The organism is Rossellomorea aquimaris, assembly GCF_008180865.1.
GTDB lineage: Bacteria > Bacillota > Bacilli > Bacillales > Bacillaceae_B > Rossellomorea > Rossellomorea yichunensis.
Genome location: NZ_VTEX01000003.1, coordinates 393,196 through 412,921 on the forward strand (window position 1 = coordinate 393,196; position 19,726 = coordinate 412,921).

Consider the following 19,726-nt stretch of genomic DNA (forward strand, 5'->3'; position numbering starts at 1 on the left):
ACCCCTACTCTCTGTAAACGTTGTATAACGACCATTGTCCAGTCGGATCTAATTTAAGACCTTTTACAGATTGATCCGTTGCAGCCGTTACCACTCCATGATTCATGACGATGACCGGTGCATCCTTAACGAGTAATTTATTCGCTTCATCCAGTTTCTCGGCACGTACATTTTGATCAACATTTTCTCTCGATTCATTAACGAGCTTATCGAATTCAGGATTACTATATCGGACTCTATTGGACGAACCTACGTTATCTGAATGAAAGTTTGGATACAATAGCTCACTTCCATCTGACGTTGTATTAGACCAGCCAAGGAACGTCATATCATATTTTCCATCACGGGCTGTATCTAAGAACGTTCCCCATTCCATCGTCTCAATGGATACTTTTAAACCAGCTTCCTGCAACTGAGATTGAGCAATCTCTGCCATCAGCATATAACTATCACGATTCGCCACTAATATCGTAAGCTCTTTTTCTTCAAAGTTATTCTTTTTCACCAGTTCTTTCGCTTTTTCAAGATCGTGTTGATACCCTTCTTCGTTTGCTGACTCATCATATCCGAATACCTTCGGGCCGATTACACTGTTTCCTTCAATGCCAAGTCCATTCAACTTTTTCACGTAGGCTTCACGATTGAGTGCATATGCCACCGCTTGTCGAAACTCGGGGTTGTTCATCGGCTCTTTTTCCATATTGAATCCCATATAGTAAACAGGGGTCCCTTCCTGCTTTGATACCTCTACATTCTTTAGAGTCTCTACACGTTGTAATTGTTCGGTGGGAATGGCATCAATAAATTGGACCTTTCCTGTTTGAAGCATAGAAATCGCTGTCGTCACTTCTGGTACCACTTTGAAAACGACTTTTTTAAGCTTAGGTGCATCCTGCCAATAATCTTCATTTTTCTCGATTACAACCTGATCTCCCGGTGTCCAACTTACGAATGTAAAGGGTCCGGTTCCTACAGGTTCCTTCATTAAATCTTGAGATTCATCCGCTGCCGGACTGACAATTGATGAATTTGTATGGGACAATGCTGCCAATAATGGTCCATATGGATATTTCGTTTTAATTTCAACCGTATAGTCATCCACCACATTCACTGACTCAATAGGCTCCAATAGCGACGCACGGGGTGCAGCTGTCTCGGGGTCCATAAATTTATCGAACGTATATTTAACTGCTTCTGCATTAAAGTCCGTTCCATCATGAAATTTAATACCTTCTTTTAGTTTAATAACCCACGTTTTATCGTCTGGTGTTTCGTATGATTCAGCGAGTAAAGGCTCCATTTCCATCGTCTCTGGATTTCTCGTAAAAAGAGTTTCATAGACTTGTTCAATGACGTTAGAGGAAACCGAATCGTTTGTTAATATAGGTGAAAGCCCCACTACATCGGAAGTTGACGCATACGTTAACTCTTGGGAGACTTCCCCGCTACTTTTGTCCCCGCCTCCACTTGAACTGCTTGAACATGCCGTCATGAAAACTACCAATAATCCTACCAATACGATAAGCCACTTCTTCATCTTACATCCCCCTCTATTTTTATTGATTCAGATCCATGTTTGGATCAAGTGCATCCCTTAAACCATCTCCGACTACATTAAAAGCAAATACGATCAGCATGATGGCGATTCCCGGTACGATCGTCATATGTGGTGACGTCCACATGAAATTCTGTCCCTGGGCAATCATTGCCCCCCATTCGGGTGTCGGTGGCTGTGCCCCTAAACCAAGATAGCTAAGGGCAGCCGTTGATAGGATGGCTGTTGCCATTCTCATGGTCGCGAATACAATGATGGGGGCTATACAGTTAGGCAGAATATGTTTCACCAAGATCCGCAGATCACTGGCTCCAAGTGATTTCATTGCTTGAATGTACTCTTGCTTCTTTACGGATAATACAGATCCTCTTACGATACGTGCGCAAGTTGGGATGGACCAAATACTAATTGCAATCGCCACATTTACTAAACTCGTTCCAAGAACAGCAATGATCAGCATTGCTAGGAGGATACCCGGGAAAGCAAAAAGTAGATCCACAATCCTCATGATGAATCCATCCAGCTTACGATAATAACCTGACAGGAGACCGAGTGTAACTCCCCCAATCAGCCCCAGACTTACAGCAGTGATCCCCACTACAAGGGAGATTCTTGCTCCAAAGACAATCCTGCTCCACATATCGCGGCCATAGTTATCCGTTCCCAGCCAGTGTCCTTCCGAGAATAGAGGTAATTCACTTGCCGCTAAATCTTGTTTAAGCGGCCCGTGGCTAGTAATCAATGGTGCTGCTATAGCCAGAAAAATTTGGATGGTTATAATAATCAAGCCAATTACGGCTAATTTATTTTTCAATAAGCGTTTTACGGTCGTTATCAGATACTTTTCCTTTTTCTTCAATTGAGCGGAGCTTCTTACAGAGTTATTTGTCACCACTTCAGCTGCCATTTTGTCTTTCCTCCCTTCTATTAATCGTAGCTAATTCGTGGATCAATAAAGACATAAATAATATCAACCAATAAATTCACAAGAACAAAGAGTGTTGCCACTAATAAAACGGAACCTTGAACCATCGGGAAGTCCCTGGCTGCTATCGCATCAATCATTAACCTTCCCACACCGTTGATGGCGAAGACCTGCTCCGTGATAATCGTTCCGCCAAGGAGGAAACCGAAGTTCAATCCAATGACAGTTATGACAGGAATCATCGAATTTTTAAGGGCATGTATCCAAATGATGGTTTTCTCTTTTAATCCTTTTGCCCTGGCTGTACGTATGTAGTCTGCCCGAATGACTTCAAGCATTGAGGAACGGCTTATCCTTGCAATCATTGCGGCCGATCCTGTGCCCAATGTGATAGCTGGAAGAATCAACTGTTTCATCCCTTCTATTGTCCAAAAAGGAGCATCCAGCCCTCCGACTGGTAAGACCTGAAAATTTACCGCAAATACCAGAATCAGAATTGTTCCAAGCCAGAAGTTCGGTATGGAAATACCCGCTAAAGCCACAACCGTGCTCGAAACATCCAACCAGGAATTTTGTTTCAATGCTGAAATAATTCCAGCGATGAGTCCGATCACAACTGCTACGATCATGCTCGCAATAGCGAGATTCAACGTATTAGGGAACCTGACTGCAATCGCTTCAGATACGGATTGTTTTGTTTGATAGGAATAACCAAAATCACCTTGAAATACCCCTTTCAGATAATCCCAATATTGTACTAAGAATGGATCATTCAGGCCGAGATTATCGCGGATGGCTGCAATATCAGATTCTGAAGCAGTGGGTCCTCCGATAATGGATGCTGGATCTCCTGGTGCGATATGCATACTGCCGAAAACCAGGAACGAAATACCGATGAGTAAAAGTATAAGCTCTAAAAATCTACGTGTTATGAGTGCTGCCAAAATGTTCAACCTCCTTTTCCTTTAACCTGAAAGAAATTTACGTTTGTTAGGAAAAAGTTGATATTAACCTAACAAACGTAGTTAATTTTATGTTATTGACGATTATATCGGATACCGAAAGGAAAATCTACACATTTTTCTAAAAAATTTATTTATTTCGAATATTTAACTTTTCTTAATGTTTTTCAAAAAAAACCAAAAAAAAGAGCTTACCAAATTGATGGTTAAGCCCTTTTTCCTATAATTTAAGTCCACTTCTACTTTTGAACCTTCTTAGCAGAATGTGACTTTCTACTCTGGAAATGCCCTCCAGAGAATACAATTCATTATTAACAAATTTCTCTAACGCTGTAAAATCTTCGACAAGTACGTGCATATGTAATGTGCTTGGCCCTGTCATTTGATAGCAACTTGCTACACTTGGATTATCTGCTAAGGTTTGAGCGACCTCCACTAAATAAGCGGGCTCACAATCTACTTCAAAGAAAGCCGATACCTGCTTTCCTACCTTTTCAGAATTAATTACTACACTAAATCGCTCTATGACCCCATTTTCCATTAACTGATGTACCCTTTCCCGGACAGATACACGTGAAAGATTCAACTCTTTCCCAATATCAGCGTAAGAAAGTCGTCCATTTTCAGTTAACAACTGTAATATTTTACGATCAATGTCATCAATCTTCATCACATCACCTCACAAATCACACTTAAAGTATTTTAACAAAGTAAATTTATTATAACGATAAACCAGTTTTGAGAAAAGGGAATATCAGAATTCTCCGAAAAGATATGAAGGTATTTCATCCTGTTCCTTTAGTCCTTAATCATTAGAAAACAACAGATTGATTTCTTCTGAATAAACAGAAGGACCCCCTACTTAAGGACGTCCTTCTAATTATAGTATTATTCTCTAAGACGGAGTTTTCTTGAAATTTTCAGGAAACCTGATGATGCTCCCAACCCGAGGATTCATCGGCAAAAATGATTCCAAGCTCGTGATGATCACCTTCGTACAACGCTCCCTGCGTAAAACGGTTTTCCCCGTTTGTCCCAAGTACCTCAAGCTTACAGTACGCCCCGTTCTTTTGAAGGGCTTCATAAAACGCTCTTTCCGTATTTACTTCGACCCCGTTCACTTTCAGGACGATTTCTCCTACTTCCAGTGTCAATTTCCTCGCTGGAGAAGCTGGCAATATTCCCAGGATCATGACTCCCTTAGGCTGTCTTTTGAAGAAATATGGTTTAGAATCCTCAGAGATTCTGTAGCGATACGCAATCCATGCCCGTCCACCAACTGCCACAACCACTGCTCCGATTGAAAACATAGGAGCCCAGAATCCTGCCACAGCGAGCGTTAATACAAATGCTCCAAGCCAGAAAACCCTATAACCTGTATGTTTAATCGCAACTTCAGGCAAGGTACTTTTAACAAGCTGCTGAAAACCAATGAGGAATGGCACACAAAGGAGAGAATACGTCTCTGTCCCCAGAGCAAACACAGGCCACCATTCAAATGGAAGCGTCAATGCCCCGGTAGGAATCGGCACAAACATCGGCACAAGCCACAGTTTCTTCCCTTGATGGGCACCTACTTTCAGTCCACGTGCACTTTTAAGTAGACGGGGTGAAGTATGCTTCCACCCGTTCAATCGAATCAAGCTTCCTTCAATCATCGTCAACACACCAAGAAGCACGACGATGGAGCTCAGCAGCCCTACATCCAAGTTTTCTACATATGTATTCACATATGGGATTTCCCACTGAAAATAATCCAACGCAACCAGGATAAAATAAGAAAACCCTACCGTCATGGTCGCAGACATGAGGTGAAAACGACTCGTCAATGCAAACAGGATGGACACCAATCCTATCAGTATGATTCCGGCGAAAGGAATCACAACCCCTGCTCCAACAGTTACGACAGAAAACAGCAATCCAAGTACAATTCCATATGATAATAAAACCCGTGTATCATGATATCCGTCCAGCAATCTCGTATTAAAGTCTCTTCGTTCACTTTTAACACGATAATAGCCCGTCATGATAGCGAAAAACACAGACAAATATAATACAGGATGAAGAAATAACTTTCCAAATCCCTTCACTACCTCCAGCAACCAAAGCTCAACCAATGATCCGTCACCACCTTTTTAAGAAAATTTGCATTATCTACTATTTTATCAAAAGACTCCCCTAAAACCTATTGCAATTTTATATGATAGTTTTACGATTCGATTTCATTTCCGACAGTATTCTGCATATTTTCCCGGGAAATGATGTCGGATAGACAGGAAAAACAAGTGATTATGTGTGATTTTCAAAATAAAAATAGAGCCAACCATCATCATGATGGTCGGCCCCTAAATTATTAACGCTGTGCTGTTCTTTCAATATATTCTAAAGCGGCCTGCAGCTGCAGGTCATTCTTCTCATTCTTTACGGCTTCAAAGATTTCCTCCTGTAATTTTTCCGCTGTTACAGTATCAATGATCCCTGTCACGTCAATGCTCTCCTGACTTTGGAAATCCTTTACAGCCTTTTCAGTTTCTTTACTGAAATATCCATCCACGCGGTCAATGGAGAATCCAAGTCCTTGAAGCATTTCCTGGGCGTTTTGAATCTGTTCATTGTTCATCCCTTCTTTAAGGGGCTTTTCGACTTGAAGCGGGTGGGCATAGAAATAGGATGGCTGTCTAACAGGGATATCCGGTTTGATCCCCTTTTTATGAATCCAGTTTCCATTCGGTGTCAGCCACTTGAACATCGTCAGCTTGATATTGCTTCCATCTCCCATCGGAACGGCTTGTTGCACGGTGCCTTTCCCAAAACTCTTCGTTCCGATAAGTGGATACCCTTCCGCTTCTTTTAGTGCTCCAGCCAGGATTTCAGAAGCTGAGGCACTTCCTTCATCTATCAACACCACAACAGGATAAGCCTTTCTTGCTTTACTGTTTGAGAAGGACTTCATCACTTCTCCACTTCGCTCTTGAATTTGCACATACGGCTTTTTCTCCGTTACAAATTCTTTGAGAATTTCTTCTACACTTGAAAGTAGACCTCCTGGATTCCCTCTCACATCAAGGACCAATCCTTCTACTTTTTTCTTTTCAAGTTCTTCTAATTGCTTTTTAAAATCAACGGCCGTATTTTCTGAGAAAGTAGTGATCTGGATGTATCCTGTTTTCTTCCCATTGACTTCCTTCACATCAGAGATGACCGTCTCGACAGGAATCTCATCACGTTTCACAGATACTTTGATCGGATCCGTCAGTCCTTCCCGCGTAATTTCCAATTGAACCTCCGTACCCTTTTTCCCTCTGATTTTCAAAGTAGCTTCGTACAGGTCAAGTCCTTCGATGCTATTTCCGTCTACTTTAATGATACGGTCATTCGGTTTCAATCCCGCTTCTTCCGCAGGAGAATTTTTAAATGGAGCAACAATGATCAGCTTTCCGTCCATGATCGTGACTTCTGCTCCAATTCCTTCGAATGAAGAATCCAATGCGTCATTGAATTGGGAGGCAGTCTCGGCATTCATGTAAACCGAGTATGGATCATCGAGGGTCTTCAACATCCCTTGAATGGCTCCTTCCACAAGCTGCCCCTTGTCCACATCCTGAAAAAACTTGTCACTGATCAGATCATAAGCCACTTCCACTTTGTGCAGCTTGTCATTGAGCTCGCCTTTTCCGTCAAACTGAGCAAGCTCTTCCCCATCCTTGCCCGTCCATTCCAAGCCGCCATACATTCCTCCGGCACCGATCAGCATACTGATGATGATTGTGATGATGAGCTTTCTGCCCGTCCACTCCATATATTCCCCTCCAGCTTGTTGTTGGTCTTTGTATAGATAAGAGTGGTGCGACTAAGGACGCCAGCCTTTCTTATCCAACGAAAAAGACACCACACAAAAACGCGCTAAGGCGGTGCGATGTCTTTGCTTATCTAACTATATGCCGGAGGGGGACGAGTTATGATAAGAGAGCTCTTATTTTGAACCTGTAAAAACTCTTTGTACGTGATGGTTTTTGAGATGAGAAGCAATGATTCCTCCCCACTTTTCAAATTCCACCAGGAATCCGTCATGACCAAAGGAAGTGGAGATAAAGTAGTGTTCACTCTTTGGTACAAGCTGAGTAAACTCCTTTAGATACCCAGGTGAATAAATTAAATCTCCTTCATAACTGATCGAAATCAGTTCGCACTGATAGTTCTTCGCTACTTCTTCTGTTCCTCCTCTTCCTCTTCCGATATCATGTGAGTTCATCGCTTTCAGCAGGATAAGGTAACTGTTAGGGTCAAACCGCTTTCCTAATTTCTTTCCTTGGTAATCGAGATAGCTTTCGACATTGAACAGTTCGTTTTGCTTTTCACGTTGGAAACGATGATCGAACAACTCCTGAGTCCGGTATGTGACCATTCCAACCATTCTGGCAATCTCCAACCCTTTCAAAATGGAGCCTGGTGGATAATGGCCTTTTTGAAAGTCGGGGTCCTCTTCAATCGCTGTGATTCCGATGTGATTAAAGGCGAGACCGTAATCATTTAAGGCAGGGGTGACGGCAAGGGCGAATACTTTATTAATATAGGCAGGATAAAGGACTCCCCATTCCAAGGCCTGCATCCCTCCCAGGGAGCCTCCAATGACCGCTTCGATGTGGTCGATTGAAAGTTGTTGGAGAGCTTTATATTGGGCATGGACCATGTCCCTTATCGTAATACCCGGGAAGTCCGGACCGTAACGCTCTCCCGTTTCTTGATTGGTGGACGCCGGTCCCGTGCTTCCTTCACATCCTCCTAATACATTAAAGGCAATCACATTAAAATGGTCGGTATCAATATACGAGCCCGGACCGATCAGTCCGTCCCACCAGCCGCGGTCTTCACTCGTCCCCTTTACGATATGGGTCCCGGTGAGGGCATGGCAAACCAGGATGGCCGGTCCTTCTTTGTTTCCTGTTCGTTCATACGTAAGATCTACATTTTTCAACGTGGTGCCTGACTCTAATGTTAGGGATGGGATGGTAATGGAGCTAACTTCATATGTGTATGGTTTCTCCACTCCTCCACCTCCTTTTTTTGGTGTTGTGGCGGGGGTGATCAGGTTCCCCCCGTGTGTAAAACAGTTGATTATGGACTCGGTTTTTGAGTATTTGGCATTATGGGCGTTGAGAATTTGTCGTTAGGGCTATCGTCAATAATTCTGATTATCATTCGAGGTGACGGCGTGCATCCTGTTTGCTGATAAAATTCCGATTTCGCTGATATATTGGGAATTTCGCTGATAAATGGTCCGTTATCGCTGATATATTCGAAATTTCGCTGATAAAATCAGATTTTCGCTGATATCTCCCCTAAGTAGACCCCGGATACCCTATAAATAGTATCCAAAATCCACTTTTTCACCCTGTAAAGTGATTTCAATTACGTTTTTAGGGTTAAATCCCCCAGTTTCCATTATACCCGTGATGTTTCCAACGCCACTTCAATGGCATGATCCAAGTCCTCGATGAGGTCCTTCGCAGACTCTAATCCAACAGAAAGTCTCACAAGATCCTCGGTTACCCCTGTCGCACGGATTTCCTGGTCGTTTAATTGCTGATGGGTCGTGGAAGCCGGGTGGATGATCAGTGATTTTGCATCCCCTACGTTGGCAACGTGAGACCAAAGGGAGATGTTATCGACAACTTTCCGTCCGGAATCTCTACCACCTTTAATCCCAAAGACGACGATGGATCCCGCTCCGTTTTTCAAATATTTCTGAGCAAGTTTATGTGACGGATGCTGAGGCAACCCAGGGTAGGATACCCAAGCGACACCATTATGCTGATCTAAATGCTCCGCAATCTTCAAAGCATTTTCCGTATGACGCTCGATGCGAAGATGCAGGGTTTCTAATCCTTGCAACAGAAGGAATGCGTTCTGTGGACTTAAGCACGCCCCTAAGTCACGAAGCAGCTGCACTCTTAATTTTGTAATAAAGGCTGCCGGTCCCACATCCTGTGCATAGCGCAGTCCGTTATAGCTCCGGTCCTCTTCCGTGAAGCCCGGGAATTTTTCATGATCCCAATCGAACTTCCCACCGTCAATGACGACTCCCCCGATTGCTGTACCATGACCGCCGATCCATTTTGTTGCAGAGTGGATGACGATATCGGCTCCATAATCGATCGGCTTACATACATATGGAGTGGCAAAGGTATTATCGATGATCAATGGGATGTGATGGTCATGAGCCACTTTTGCTACCGCTTCAATATCAAGCACATGTAGACTTGGATTTCCGATTGTCTCAGCGAATACGGCTTTCGTTTTAGGAGTGATTGCTTTGCGGAAATTTTCAGGGTCGGTCGGATCTACAAAATGAACCTTGATTCCGTATTTCGGAAGTGTGGTCGAAAATAAATTATAGGTCCCGCCGTAAAGATTGGTGGCCGCTACAATTTCATCTCCTGCTCCGGCGATATTTAAGATTGATAGAGAGATGGCAGCCATTCCGGATGAAACACCGAGTGCTCCGATTCCCCCTTCTAAAAGAGCAAGGCGTTTTTCCAACACGTCTACTGTCGGGTTCATGATACGGGTATAAATGTTTCCCGGCTCTTCAAGGGCAAATAATTTTGCTGCATGATCACTGTTATCAAAAACGTAGGATGTCGTTTGATAAATCGGCACTGCCCTTGAACCTGTGGATGGGTCGGGCTCCTGGCCGCCGTGAAGTAGTAGTGTGTCGAAATCGAATGATTTTGTCATAGAAAATTCCTCCTAAATGGTTTTGTGTTTGGGTTTCCGTTTTGCGATTGGATGTTTTGGACGTTTGCCTGTTAAAGTTTGTTGGAATTTTGACTGTTGAATTTAAGTAATAATTTGACTGTTGATTTCGGAATGATATTTGACTGTTAATATAATGCATTTTTTTAACAGTTAAATACCGACCAGGCCAAATCCCCCTGTTGAACTCAGAAACTGAAAAATCGAAGAAGTTTATTTTCCTAAGAAGATAGAAGAGGAAAAAATAAAAAACCCTCTTCCTAAGAAGAGGGTCTAATTTAATAGGGTCCTCCTCTTATCTTTCAGGCAGATCGCCTGCAGGAATTAGCACCTTTTCATGTGACGCATTACTGCGTACATGAAGGTTGCCGGGTTTCATCGGGCCTAGTCCCTCCACCTCTCTGGATAAGAGCATGTAGTTGTCAATGTGAAAATTCTTGCGTTGAGATGAATTATAAGGGGTAAACGACCTCAACGTCAAGAGTATTTTTAGAATTTTTACATTATTTAATTTTTAGCAGATGCTGCAATCGCTTCGTTAAATTGAGCGACGATGTCTTCCCCGTCTTCAATACCTATCGATATGCGGACGACATGTGTATTTATTCCGAGTTTTTCCTGCGCATCCTTCGGTAGAGCACGATGAGACGTTCCTAATGGGTAAGAAACCGTTGTCTCTACACCTGCAAGGGAAGGGATGATTTTAATCCATCCAAGTGATTTGAAGAATGTGCTTATATCACATGTGTTGGATAGCTCGATTGTTACGATTGCGCCATTCCCTTTATCCGATAAATCGGTTGGGTAATAGACTCCTTTCACATAATCATTTGATCGAAGGTCTGCCGCAAGAACTTCGGCATTTCTTGCTTGGGTTTCCATTCGAAGAGCCAGCGTTTTCGCTCCACGGCAAGTCAGCCACGCTTCAAATGGGCTTAAGTTCGAACCGATGTTGACGACTTTTTCTCTCGCTTTTTGAACAAGCTCTTCTTTTCCAACTACGACTCCTGCTGTGATATCACTGTGTCCACCGATATACTTCGTGGCACTGTGTGCGACCAGGTCTACCCCTTCTAAGAAAGGCTGGCGCAGAAAAGGTGTGGCAAACGTGTTATCAATCATTGTTTTCAGGTTGTGTTTCTCAGCAAGTTCAACCATTCTTGATATATCTTCTACTCGCATAAATGGGTTCGTCACCGTCTCACTGTATAGGAGTTTCGTTTGTGGTGTCAGTGCCTCCTCGATTTCTTCAACACTCGTAAAATCAACAAATGAAGACGAAATGCCGAATGTCTTAAGCTCTTCTTTCAACATATGAAACGTACCGCCGTATAAATCTTCTGCGGCGATGATATGATCGCCTGATTGCACTACAGCGAGGATTCCTACAAGGATGGCCGATAATCCAGAGGAAGTCGCGACACCCGCTGGAGCTCCTTCCAAGTCCGCCACCATCTTACCAAGCTCGTCTGTATTTGGATTTCCCGTTCTCGTATAGAGATAAGGGGATTTCCCTTCATAGAAACCCTCCAACTCTTCTAAAGATGTAAAAGAAAAGGCGGATGTTTGATAAATCGGAGTCGTCTTACTGCGGATTTCCTCAGTTCCTTTTAACTGACTATGTACGACCTTTGTTGTGAATTTCATCTCTGTCATCCTTCCTGAATCTATGTATTTTTAAAAGTGTATCATATTCAGAAGATTGTGAGGAGTAGGATGTATTGCAAGAAATAAAAAAACACCTGCCCAATTGCAACAGGTGCCTTCCGTTTATTGAACGTTATCTAAACATCCGATCAGACGATTTTCAATATCCAATGCCAGGCTTTTTAGTTTATCGTTATCCACCATTTCGATCAGCTTGCTTGGTTTTGCCATGCCGATCTTGGTTGTATCGCCTTCTGTGTATACCGTGACTTTACATGGGAGGAAGTAGCTTACGAGCATGCTTTCTTCCAGTACTTTTTTGGCTTCATGAGGATTACATACCTCTAATACGACTACTTCTTCATTGAAATCAAGGCCTTTGTCCTGCAGTTTCTGAGCAAGATCGAGATTCCATAGTACACCGAAGCTTTCATCTTTAAGGTTGGATTCTACCGCTTCCACAGCTTCTTTCACAGTCATCGAGACTTCTTTAGTGTAATGAAACATGTTCACATCTCCTCCTTTTTTTATCACATTCATTTAATACCTCATAGCGTATAACGTCAAACATCGATATTCAGAGGTCCGTCCCTCTCCATTATTCCATTCCTTCGACCATTTTACCCATCATGTCTTCGTTCATGGGGCCGACGATTTTGTGTTGAATGATGCCTTTGGTGTCGATCATGTAGGTGGTCGGGATGGTGAACGCCCGGTATTCGTCTCCGACTTCACCCTTTTCATCCATTGGGATGGGGAAGGTAAGTTCGTAGCCGTCGATGAATTCCTGGACAGCCTTTTCCCCATCGTCCATGGAAGTCAGGTTGACGGCGAGGATTTCAACGTTTTCTTTCTCTGCATTCTCTTCGTAGTAGCTCTGCATATGGGGCATTTCGGCTTTACATGGCGGACACCAGGTAGCCCAGAAGTTCAGGATCACTTTCTTACCTTGATAATCTGAAAGCTTTACGGCTTTATCATCTAAGGTGGTTAATTCAAAATCCGGAGCGCGGTCCCCTTTTGCAAGCCCCTGCGCTGCATTAGACAGATCCATGGATTCATTGGCTAATTGAGCGGCCTCTTCCCTAGCTTTCTTTTCCTGCTGATCCTGAAAGAAGTTCGCTAAGAAAATGCCAATCAGAAGCGCAACGATCGCCAAAGCAAAATTTCGTTTATTCATTGTGTTTCCTCCTTACGTTTAAAAGAAAGATGAGATAAGTCATCATGATCAGATACGTCCAGGCAGTGACGGTCAATTCAAATCCGCCAATGAAGGCACTTAGAAATAACTGGACTAAAGTAAACATAACCAATAATTGTCCTGCCCAGATATCGGCGCCTGGATCACTGGTTTTTTTAATAAAAAAGACAAGGATCAATAGATTGAATAGCACTTGAATACCAGCTAGAAGATAGTGGTGATGAAGCATATGAAGGACAGCTTCAAAGACAAGAACCGTGACCATCCATGAAATGATGACAGTAGCCGGATGATCTACTTTTTTAACAAATATGTAGGCAAGGGCTGCTATCAGTCCTAACCAGTACCCAATGACTCCACCGTGAAAATAGAGGATCGTAATGGGATGCTCCATAACCGTTTGAAAATCAACTACAATCAAACTCAGCTTCCAGACGAGTAAAAAAGTAAAAATACTATTCGAATACCAGTCGCTCGCCTTTCTATTCCAGAAGTAGAGGACCAGGAAAGTGAGTATGAACGAAATGATAATAGCTGCCCATGAAGCCGGAAATGTGAAGGAGCCTATAGTGTACCATTGTTCAGTCATAGGCATTCCCCTCCCTTCAGATACTTTCTGGCTTATCTAATATTTTTTCTGACAACAATGTAATAAACCGATGGATGCAAGTGACCTATAATTGTATGGAATCCGGATGATTGGAGCTGTCGATCGAGATCACTGGAAGAAATCCGATGATCTAATGGCGGTCCCATTTCTGATTCTACCTTTTCCCAATCCAGGATCAGCCATATTCCATCTTCCTTCAGCATATCGTGTAAATCCTGAAATACTTTGATCAAGTCGGGAACTTCGTGTAAGACGAATGCGGATACGATTTTATCCAAAGTACCTTTGTTGAAGCTGAGGTATTCAAGGGAAGATTTCTCATAAATAATATTATCTACACTCTCTTCAGTGGCACGGTGTTTCAAATACTCCAGCATTTCCTGTTGCAGATCTACCGCCTGAACCTTTGTTTCAACCATTTTGGCAATTGGAAGAGTCAGGTAGCCATTGCCACAGCCTAAATCAGCGACGATATCGTCTTTATTAAGTTTGAGAAGTTTGAGTACTTTGTCCACTGGCACGAGCTCTTGACGTTTTGGATCGAGGAGCTTTGAAGCTTTGTGATGTTCATATAAATCTCCGGTCATCGGGGTTCCTCCGTTCAGCGATAATACCCTATTATGTATTAGTATCTTAAATTTTAAATGTACAAGCAAGTTATTTAACTCATAGTGTAACCTATATAAAAATTATTACAGATAGCGTGGAGTAATGGGTGTCAAAAATATGAACAATAAAAGGACTCTCCTTGATGGGAGAGTCCTTTGTTCCTTCATTTGGGTTTAGGAGGATTTTTTCTCTTTTCATTAACAAAATTATAATAAAACCACTTGCTCATTGATAATCGGCATTATCACTAAGTAAGTTCTTTACAACGTAATGATTACGATTTAAACTCTATACTTCTACTTTTTATTTAGTATAAGCATGATCCATGGAGAAGAAGAAGTAGCTTGTATTTATTGCTCCTGATCCTTTCATCGACCGTATGGTGTCCGTATAATCAATCCATGTAGCGTGCTTCAGCTTCTGATCTAATTTCGTATTAATCTCTTGCTCAATATCCCTCATCCGTTTCATCAACTCTCCAAAGCTCATGTTAAAATGAGAAGCAGCCTGCTGATGAGGAGCATACCTCACAAGTAATGCCATGAATTCCTCTGAAGTCTCCGACCGGCTCGCCAATTCATCTTCAAGATCGACCACATATTGATAGATGTCCCTTTTTTCCTTTGGCAAGCCCTCAACAATATCCCTTGCGACAATTTCCATTAAGTGTTCGTTCATCATAGTCACCTCTGCATGGGTCTATACCATAAAATATTCCTACTGACAGCCACACATGCACTAATTCATGTTGTATTTTTTCAAGAAGCGTTCTGCACGGCCTCCACGATCAGAGAACTTCTGTCGTCCTGTATAAAAAGGATGCGTGTCTGAACTTACTTCCACTTTTAATAAGGGATATGTGTTCCCGTCTTCCCACTCAATCGTTTCATTGGATGTTTTAGTAGATCCTGTTAAAAAGGAAAAACCGCTGTTCGTGTCCATAAATACCACCTGTTGATATTCTGGATGAAGTTCTTTTTTCATTCTTATTCCTCCTTATCGTTTTGTGGATTACCAGCTTGATTTTTTGACACCTGGTATTTGCCCTTTATGAGCAAACTCCCTAAAAGCGATACGGGACATTTTAAATTTGCGGAGATACCCGCTCGGTCTCCCTGTCACTTCACAGCGACTGTTTAATCGTGTCGGTGAGGAATCTCTCGGCAGCTTTCTTAACTCTTCATAATCACCCTTCTCCTTTAACTCCCTGCGCAAATCTGCATATTTCTGAACAAGTTCCTGACGCTTCTTCTCTTTTACTACCTTTGATTTCTTAGCCAATATGATTCACTCCTTATGTTAATCGTAATGATTACGTTTTAAAAAGCATATGGTTATTAAACCATACTTTTTTTCTTTTTGCAACGATATTTGCCTATAACCTATGGGAGAGAACCCAATCCTTTTAAAAGATAAATAAAACCGAATGCCATTTAAGACCGGCATTCGGTTTTTATGTATTCTTATGCTGCTTTCAGTCCCTCTAAAATAAGCATAAAATATTTAACTGTATCTCCCCTGCGGCTATTGATTATATCAATATCAGCTAGAATTCTCTTAACTTCTTCAGCACCCAGATTCCGGATAAGCATTTCACTTATTTCTTCCGCTGAAAGTTCCCCAACATGCGTATACTTTAATGCGGTACGGTTCCTTCTGCAAAAACTTCTTAATTCCCTTTTTAATTCAGTCAATTCCAACATCATCATCCTTACTACAGATTCAAATCCTACTATACTGGACATATAGATTAAAAAACCCCACCAAAATGGCAGGTAAAATGATACTAATAAAACGTCCTAATTAGTATTCATTGTAATCCATTGTTTTCGGTAACCCGGCGATCATTATTTTCTTATAAAAAATAGAAGACCCGTGGTTTTGCGTCCTAATCTTTCAATTAGTTTGCCTTTTCGAAGGACTATACAAATCATTTGTTTTAATATTTAGGTAATATAGTTGTCATTATACTAGAAGGAAAAAGATAAGAAAACAGGCAGGAGAATAATATTCCATTCCATTTCCTTACATCTTAATGTAATGAAGATTAAATAATAGATTTCCAATAAAAGAAACCCCGCACATGGCGGGGTTTTCTAATTAAAAGTTGATATATTGACGCGGGTTTACAGCATTTGATTTAGATGCATTCCAAGAACCTGCATGTAATTCAAAGTGTAAATGCTGTCCGAAAGAGTATCCTGTGTTACCCATGTAACCGATTCTGTCACCTTTGTTCACTGCTTGTCCCTGACTCACTGATGAAGAAGACATGTGGGCATAAACCGTTGTGAACGTTTGACCATTGATTGAGTGAGTGATGTATACTACATTTCCATAGCTTGAGCTATAGTGGCTTTTGATGACATATCCATCAGCTGCTGCTGAGATCGGAACACTGCCTCTTGCCGCGATATCCGTACCATAGTGGAAACGTTTCTTACCGTTTAATACATCCCAGCCAAAGTTCGTTGTAATCGTTCCAGAAGCTGGGGCTGTCCAAGCACCGGCACTCACTGGTGCACTTGGAGCTGTATCAGTAGGCGTCGATGAAGAACCGCCGCTGCTATTGCTGCTCGTTGTTGCTTGTTGTTGTGCTGCTGCACGTTTTGCCGCTTCAGCTTCCGCTTGACGCTTGCGTTCGATTTCACGCTGGCGTGCAAGTTCTGCTAAACGTGCTTGTTCAGCCTGGATTTCACCTTCAAGCTGGTGTTCCATTTTAGAAAGCTCATCTGATTCTTGTTGAAGGTCTTTTTTCTCCACTTCAAGAGAAGCCTGCTGTGCTTCTAATTGCTTGAATAAATCCGCTTTTTTAGCTTTTTGGCTATCAAGATCTTTTTTCAGAGACTCTAAACTTGCTTTAGTAGATTCTAAATCTGCAAGCTTGCCTTCTACTTCTTCTTGTTTCATTTCTAATTCAGCCTGATCACGTTTTTGTTCGTCCATGATCTTCTTATCTGCACTTACGATTGTATTAACTGCTGTTACACGGTTGATGAAGTCACCGAAACTGTCCGCGCCAAGTAGTACATCAAGATAATTTGCAGAGCCGCCTTTTTCCTGGATCGCACGGGCACGTTCTTTTAATAATTCGTTACGCTCTTCTATCTTTTGCTTTAGAACTTCAATTTCTTCTTTAAGTTTATTGATTTCTGCAGTTGTTTCGTCAATCTCTTTTGTTTTCTCGGTAATCTTTGTTTCAGTATCTTTTAATTTTGTACTGATTTCAGCAATTTGTGATTGGATTTCTTGTTGTTTATTGATATTTTGATTGATTTGAGATTTTTTTTCATCAATCTTGCCATTGATCTCCTCTTTTTTAGAAGAAATGTCTTCTTGCTGCTTTTGTAATTCCTCCACAGAATGGGAATGAGCGTTAGCAGTTGTTCCTAACGTTGGTAGACTCCCGATTGTTAATGCTGCTGCAATTGATAATGATACGAAATACTTCTTGTTCAAGCGGCATGCTCCTTTCAGCTTCTATCAACCTATCAAATTTTACACTTTTAAGAATTTACGAACAGACATAAAGCTTCCCCAAGCCCCGATTAAGCAACCCATTAATAGAATCAATCCGTTTACTTGATAGATAAAGGGGGTAAAATCTAATATCTGAATAAAATGGTTTTGTAGTTTTGGTTTAATAAATTCATAAGCATAGTAGTAACCTGTTGTGACAAGAGCGATCGGGATAATAGAACCTAAAATTCCAAGCCATAATCCTTCTAGAATGAATGGCCAGCGTACAAACCAGTTGGTTGCACCCACGAGTTTCATTATCTCGATTTCCCTTCTTCTGGCGACAATGGTGATTTTAATTGTATTTGAGATGAGGAACATGGCGGTAAACAATAGACCGATGATTAACACTAATCCAACGTTACGACTCATTTCCAGTACATTAAATAATCTTTCAATCTTCGCTTCACCATAAAGTGCTTCGTTCACACCTTCATACTTGCTGACTTCAGCAGCGATTTTCCCAGTATCACGGGGATCTTCCGCTTTTACGATAAATACATCGTATAATGGATTATCCTGTTCGAATAACCTGAAATCGTCTCCTAAATCCTTTACCAGATTCTGAAGTTCTTCTTCTTTAGAAGAATATTCTACGGATTCCACTCCACTTAATTGGTTAATCTTCTTATCTATTTCTTCTACTTGAGCTTTTTCAGTACCGATCTCAAGTAGTACGCGTACTTCAACGTCCTTCTCAATATCGGTTGCAACCTTGTTCATGTTTAGCATAAGTACCATAAACACACCAACAAGTAGCAGGGTTACAGTAACGGCACTCACGGATGCGAATGTCATCCAGCCATTACGTCCGATACTTTTGAAGCTTTCTCTTAGATGTCGACCATACGTCCTAGCTTTCATAACCGTAATCACCTCGCTGTTCGTCACGAACAATTCGGCCATTCTCGATGGCAATTACCCGATGCTTGATGGTATTTACGATTTCACGATTATGAGTAGCCATGATCACCGTTGTTCCACGATTGCTGATATCTTCTAAGATGTTCATGATATCCCAGGATGTTTCCGGATCGAGGTTACCCGTAGGCTCGTCGGCAATCACAAGTTTCGGCGTATTCACGATGGATCGTGCGATCGATACACGCTGCTGCTCTCCGCCTGACAATTCATTCGGAAGCATTCTTGCTTTATGCTTCAACCCTACCAGATCCAGTACTTCCATGACTCTCTTCTTTATTTGCTTTGGATGTTCTTCTATTACTTCAAGTGCAAAGGCAATGTTTTCATAGATTGTAAGAGTTGGTAACAACTTAAAATCCTGAAACACGACTCCAACGTTTCTTCTTAAGTATGGAACTCTACTATTTTTTAATTTTGCAAGATTAATACCATTTACGATGATATCACCTTTAGAAGGCTTCTCTTCACGGTACATCATCTTGATGAATGTAGATTTCCCGGCGCCACTTGGACCCACAACATACACAAACTCACCTTGCTTAATGTGGACGTTAAAGCCATTGGCAGCCATGACACCGTTGCTGTACTGCTTATACACGTCTTTCATTTCTATCATTTTAAAATCACCTAATTTGTATTATGTAGTTACCCTCTTGGCTGTTATCGACATATGTACATGGTTTGAACACAACGACGTCTTTACCATAATTAGACATGAAATGGCGAAAAACCTCGAATTGCTCTCCCGAAAATTATTATAACATCACTTTGTATGTTGTTAAGGAAAAAAATTATTACATTTACGTTTCAAAGATTGAAATAATGTGTATATTTTACCTTTTTTATTGTCAGTTATACCTATTTTCCGTTATAAACATAGGTATTTTTATCTATTACCTGGTACTATAAGCAAGTAAAAAAGTTTGATAATAAGAGGAGGGTAAACCTTAGGGGGGGGCTAATCTTAGTAAGTTACTAGGTTATAATTATTTGCGGTTCAATTGCTGATTTCTTAATA

At 41.6% G+C, this 19,726-nt stretch carries 20 protein-coding genes and 2 riboswitches; all 20 genes read right to left on the minus strand.

Translation table 11 applies throughout. The features are described from left to right. Positions 1 to 4 precede the first annotated feature (4 nt). The gene (locus FZC88_RS14570) at positions 5 to 1,537 is read right to left on the minus strand and encodes a glutathione ABC transporter substrate-binding protein (protein WP_148995410.1); all 1,533 of its coding nucleotides are present in this window, start codon (positions 1,535 to 1,537) and stop codon (positions 5 to 7) included. 19 nt (positions 1,538 to 1,556) lie between these two features. Continuing rightward, positions 1,557 to 2,462 (minus strand): ABC transporter permease, encoded by a 906-nt coding sequence (locus FZC88_RS14575; RefSeq protein ID WP_148970244.1) that lies wholly within the window; start codon positions 2,460 to 2,462, stop codon positions 1,557 to 1,559. Positions 2,463 to 2,482: 20 nt separating this feature from the next. Further along, the gene (nikB, locus tag FZC88_RS14580) at positions 2,483 to 3,424 is read right to left on the minus strand and encodes a nickel ABC transporter permease (protein ID WP_148995411.1); all 942 of its coding nucleotides are present in this window, start codon (positions 3,422 to 3,424) and stop codon (positions 2,483 to 2,485) included. 238 nt (positions 3,425 to 3,662) lie between these two features. After that, a complete protein-coding gene (locus tag FZC88_RS14585; protein WP_148970246.1) occupies positions 3,663 to 4,112 on the minus strand; it encodes an Lrp/AsnC family transcriptional regulator in 450 nt (149 codons plus the stop codon). Between the two features lie 250 nt (positions 4,113 to 4,362). Continuing rightward, positions 4,363 to 5,559: a PDZ domain-containing protein gene (locus FZC88_RS14590; RefSeq protein WP_148995412.1), complete on the minus strand. Its 1,197-nt coding sequence runs from the start codon at positions 5,557 to 5,559 to the stop codon at positions 4,363 to 4,365. A gap of 236 nt (positions 5,560 to 5,795) precedes the next feature. Further along, the gene (locus FZC88_RS14595) at positions 5,796 to 7,241 is read right to left on the minus strand and encodes a S41 family peptidase (protein WP_148995413.1); all 1,446 of its coding nucleotides are present in this window, start codon (positions 7,239 to 7,241) and stop codon (positions 5,796 to 5,798) included. A gap of 174 nt (positions 7,242 to 7,415) precedes the next feature. Further along, entirely contained in the window at positions 7,416 to 8,489 is a 1,074-nt protein-coding gene (gene metX, locus FZC88_RS14600; RefSeq protein WP_148995414.1) for a homoserine O-acetyltransferase MetX, read from the minus strand. Between the two features lie 395 nt (positions 8,490 to 8,884). Further along, on the minus strand, positions 8,885 to 10,180 hold the full coding sequence (locus FZC88_RS14605; RefSeq protein WP_148995415.1) for a homocysteine synthase: 1,296 nt from the start codon (positions 10,178 to 10,180) through the stop codon (positions 8,885 to 8,887). A 310-nt stretch (positions 10,181 to 10,490) separates the two neighbouring features. Then, positions 10,491 to 10,610: riboswitch (SAM riboswitch) on the minus strand. Between the two features lie 95 nt (positions 10,611 to 10,705). Further along, positions 10,706 to 11,845 carry a trans-sulfuration enzyme family protein gene (locus FZC88_RS14610; RefSeq protein WP_148995416.1) on the minus strand — a complete coding sequence of 380 codons (1,140 nt, stop codon included), beginning with the start codon at positions 11,843 to 11,845 and terminating at the stop codon, positions 10,706 to 10,708. Positions 11,846 to 11,968: 123 nt separating this feature from the next. Further along, positions 11,969 to 12,352 (minus strand): DUF302 domain-containing protein, encoded by a 384-nt coding sequence (locus FZC88_RS14615; RefSeq protein ID WP_148970252.1) that lies wholly within the window; start codon positions 12,350 to 12,352, stop codon positions 11,969 to 11,971. 91 nt (positions 12,353 to 12,443) lie between these two features. Next, entirely contained in the window at positions 12,444 to 13,025 is a 582-nt protein-coding gene (locus FZC88_RS14620; RefSeq protein ID WP_148995417.1) for a peroxiredoxin family protein, read from the minus strand. Next, positions 13,018 to 13,635 (minus strand): hypothetical protein, encoded by a 618-nt coding sequence (locus FZC88_RS14625; RefSeq protein ID WP_148995418.1) that lies wholly within the window; start codon positions 13,633 to 13,635, stop codon positions 13,018 to 13,020. The genes FZC88_RS14620 and FZC88_RS14625 overlap by 8 nt, the downstream gene beginning before the upstream one ends. Positions 13,636 to 13,667: 32 nt before the next feature. Next, complete coding sequence (locus tag FZC88_RS14630) at positions 13,668 to 14,243, minus strand: class I SAM-dependent methyltransferase (RefSeq protein ID WP_148995419.1); 576 nt, start codon at positions 14,241 to 14,243, stop codon at positions 13,668 to 13,670. Positions 14,244 to 14,568: 325 nt separating this feature from the next. Further along, on the minus strand, positions 14,569 to 14,943 hold the full coding sequence (locus FZC88_RS14635) for a hypothetical protein (protein ID WP_148995420.1): 375 nt from the start codon (positions 14,941 to 14,943) through the stop codon (positions 14,569 to 14,571). Positions 14,944 to 15,003: 60 nt separating this feature from the next. Continuing rightward, positions 15,004 to 15,249: a type B 50S ribosomal protein L31 gene (locus tag FZC88_RS14640; RefSeq protein WP_148995421.1), complete on the minus strand. Its 246-nt coding sequence runs from the start codon at positions 15,247 to 15,249 to the stop codon at positions 15,004 to 15,006. Positions 15,250 to 15,276: 27 nt separating this feature from the next. Next, the gene (rpsN, locus tag FZC88_RS14645; RefSeq protein ID WP_148995422.1) at positions 15,277 to 15,546 is read right to left on the minus strand and encodes a 30S ribosomal protein S14; all 270 of its coding nucleotides are present in this window, start codon (positions 15,544 to 15,546) and stop codon (positions 15,277 to 15,279) included. A gap of 182 nt (positions 15,547 to 15,728) precedes the next feature. Next, on the minus strand, positions 15,729 to 15,965 hold the full coding sequence (locus tag FZC88_RS14650; RefSeq protein WP_187443641.1) for a hypothetical protein: 237 nt from the start codon (positions 15,963 to 15,965) through the stop codon (positions 15,729 to 15,731). 128 nt (positions 15,966 to 16,093) lie between these two features. Then, positions 16,094 to 16,185, minus strand: a riboswitch (cyclic di-GMP riboswitch). A 180-nt stretch (positions 16,186 to 16,365) separates the two neighbouring features. Continuing rightward, positions 16,366 to 17,724, minus strand: coding sequence for a murein hydrolase activator EnvC family protein (locus FZC88_RS14655; RefSeq protein WP_148995424.1), 1,359 nt, complete (start codon positions 17,722 to 17,724; stop codon positions 16,366 to 16,368). 39 nt (positions 17,725 to 17,763) lie between these two features. Beyond that, a complete protein-coding gene (gene ftsX, locus FZC88_RS14660) occupies positions 17,764 to 18,648 on the minus strand; it encodes a permease-like cell division protein FtsX (RefSeq protein ID WP_148995425.1) in 885 nt (294 codons plus the stop codon). After that, positions 18,638 to 19,324 carry a cell division ATP-binding protein FtsE gene (gene ftsE, locus FZC88_RS14665; RefSeq protein WP_148970263.1) on the minus strand — a complete coding sequence of 229 codons (687 nt, stop codon included), beginning with the start codon at positions 19,322 to 19,324 and terminating at the stop codon, positions 18,638 to 18,640. The genes ftsX and ftsE overlap by 11 nt, the downstream gene beginning before the upstream one ends. Positions 19,325 to 19,726: the final 402 nt, after the last annotated feature.

Bases quoted from the DNA above. Each gene is read 5' to 3' on its own strand.
- FZC88_RS14640 (WP_148995421.1), bottom strand. From the start codon at position 15,249: ATGAAAAAAGAACTTCATCCAGAATATCAACAGGTGGTATTTATGGAC.
- FZC88_RS14610 (WP_148995416.1), bottom strand. From the start codon at position 11,845: ATGAAATTCACAACAAAGGTCGTACATAGTCAGTTAAAAGGAACTGAG.
- FZC88_RS14605 (WP_148995415.1), bottom strand. From the start codon at position 10,180: ATGACAAAATCATTCGATTTCGACACACTACTACTTCACGGCGGCCAG.
- FZC88_RS14630 (WP_148995419.1), bottom strand. From the start codon at position 14,243: ATGACCGGAGATTTATATGAACATCACAAAGCTTCAAAGCTCCTCGAT.
- FZC88_RS14585 (WP_148970246.1), bottom strand. From the start codon at position 4,112: ATGAAGATTGATGACATTGATCGTAAAATATTACAGTTGTTAACTGAA.
- FZC88_RS14575 (WP_148970244.1), bottom strand. From the start codon at position 2,462: ATGGCAGCTGAAGTGGTGACAAATAACTCTGTAAGAAGCTCCGCTCAA.
- FZC88_RS14595 (WP_148995413.1), bottom strand. From the start codon at position 7,241: ATGGAGTGGACGGGCAGAAAGCTCATCATCACAATCATCATCAGTATG.
- FZC88_RS14570 (WP_148995410.1), bottom strand. From the start codon at position 1,537: ATGAAGAAGTGGCTTATCGTATTGGTAGGATTATTGGTAGTTTTCATG.
- FZC88_RS14635 (WP_148995420.1), bottom strand. From the start codon at position 14,943: ATGAACGAACACTTAATGGAAATTGTCGCAAGGGATATTGTTGAGGGC.
- ftsE (WP_148970263.1), bottom strand. From the start codon at position 19,324: ATGATAGAAATGAAAGACGTGTATAAGCAGTACAGCAACGGTGTCATG.
- FZC88_RS14625 (WP_148995418.1), bottom strand. From the start codon at position 13,635: ATGACTGAACAATGGTACACTATAGGCTCCTTCACATTTCCGGCTTCA.
- FZC88_RS14620 (WP_148995417.1), bottom strand. From the start codon at position 13,025: ATGAATAAACGAAATTTTGCTTTGGCGATCGTTGCGCTTCTGATTGGC.
- FZC88_RS14615 (WP_148970252.1), bottom strand. From the start codon at position 12,352: ATGTTTCATTACACTAAAGAAGTCTCGATGACTGTGAAAGAAGCTGTG.
- ftsX (WP_148995425.1), bottom strand. From the start codon at position 18,648: ATGAAAGCTAGGACGTATGGTCGACATCTAAGAGAAAGCTTCAAAAGT.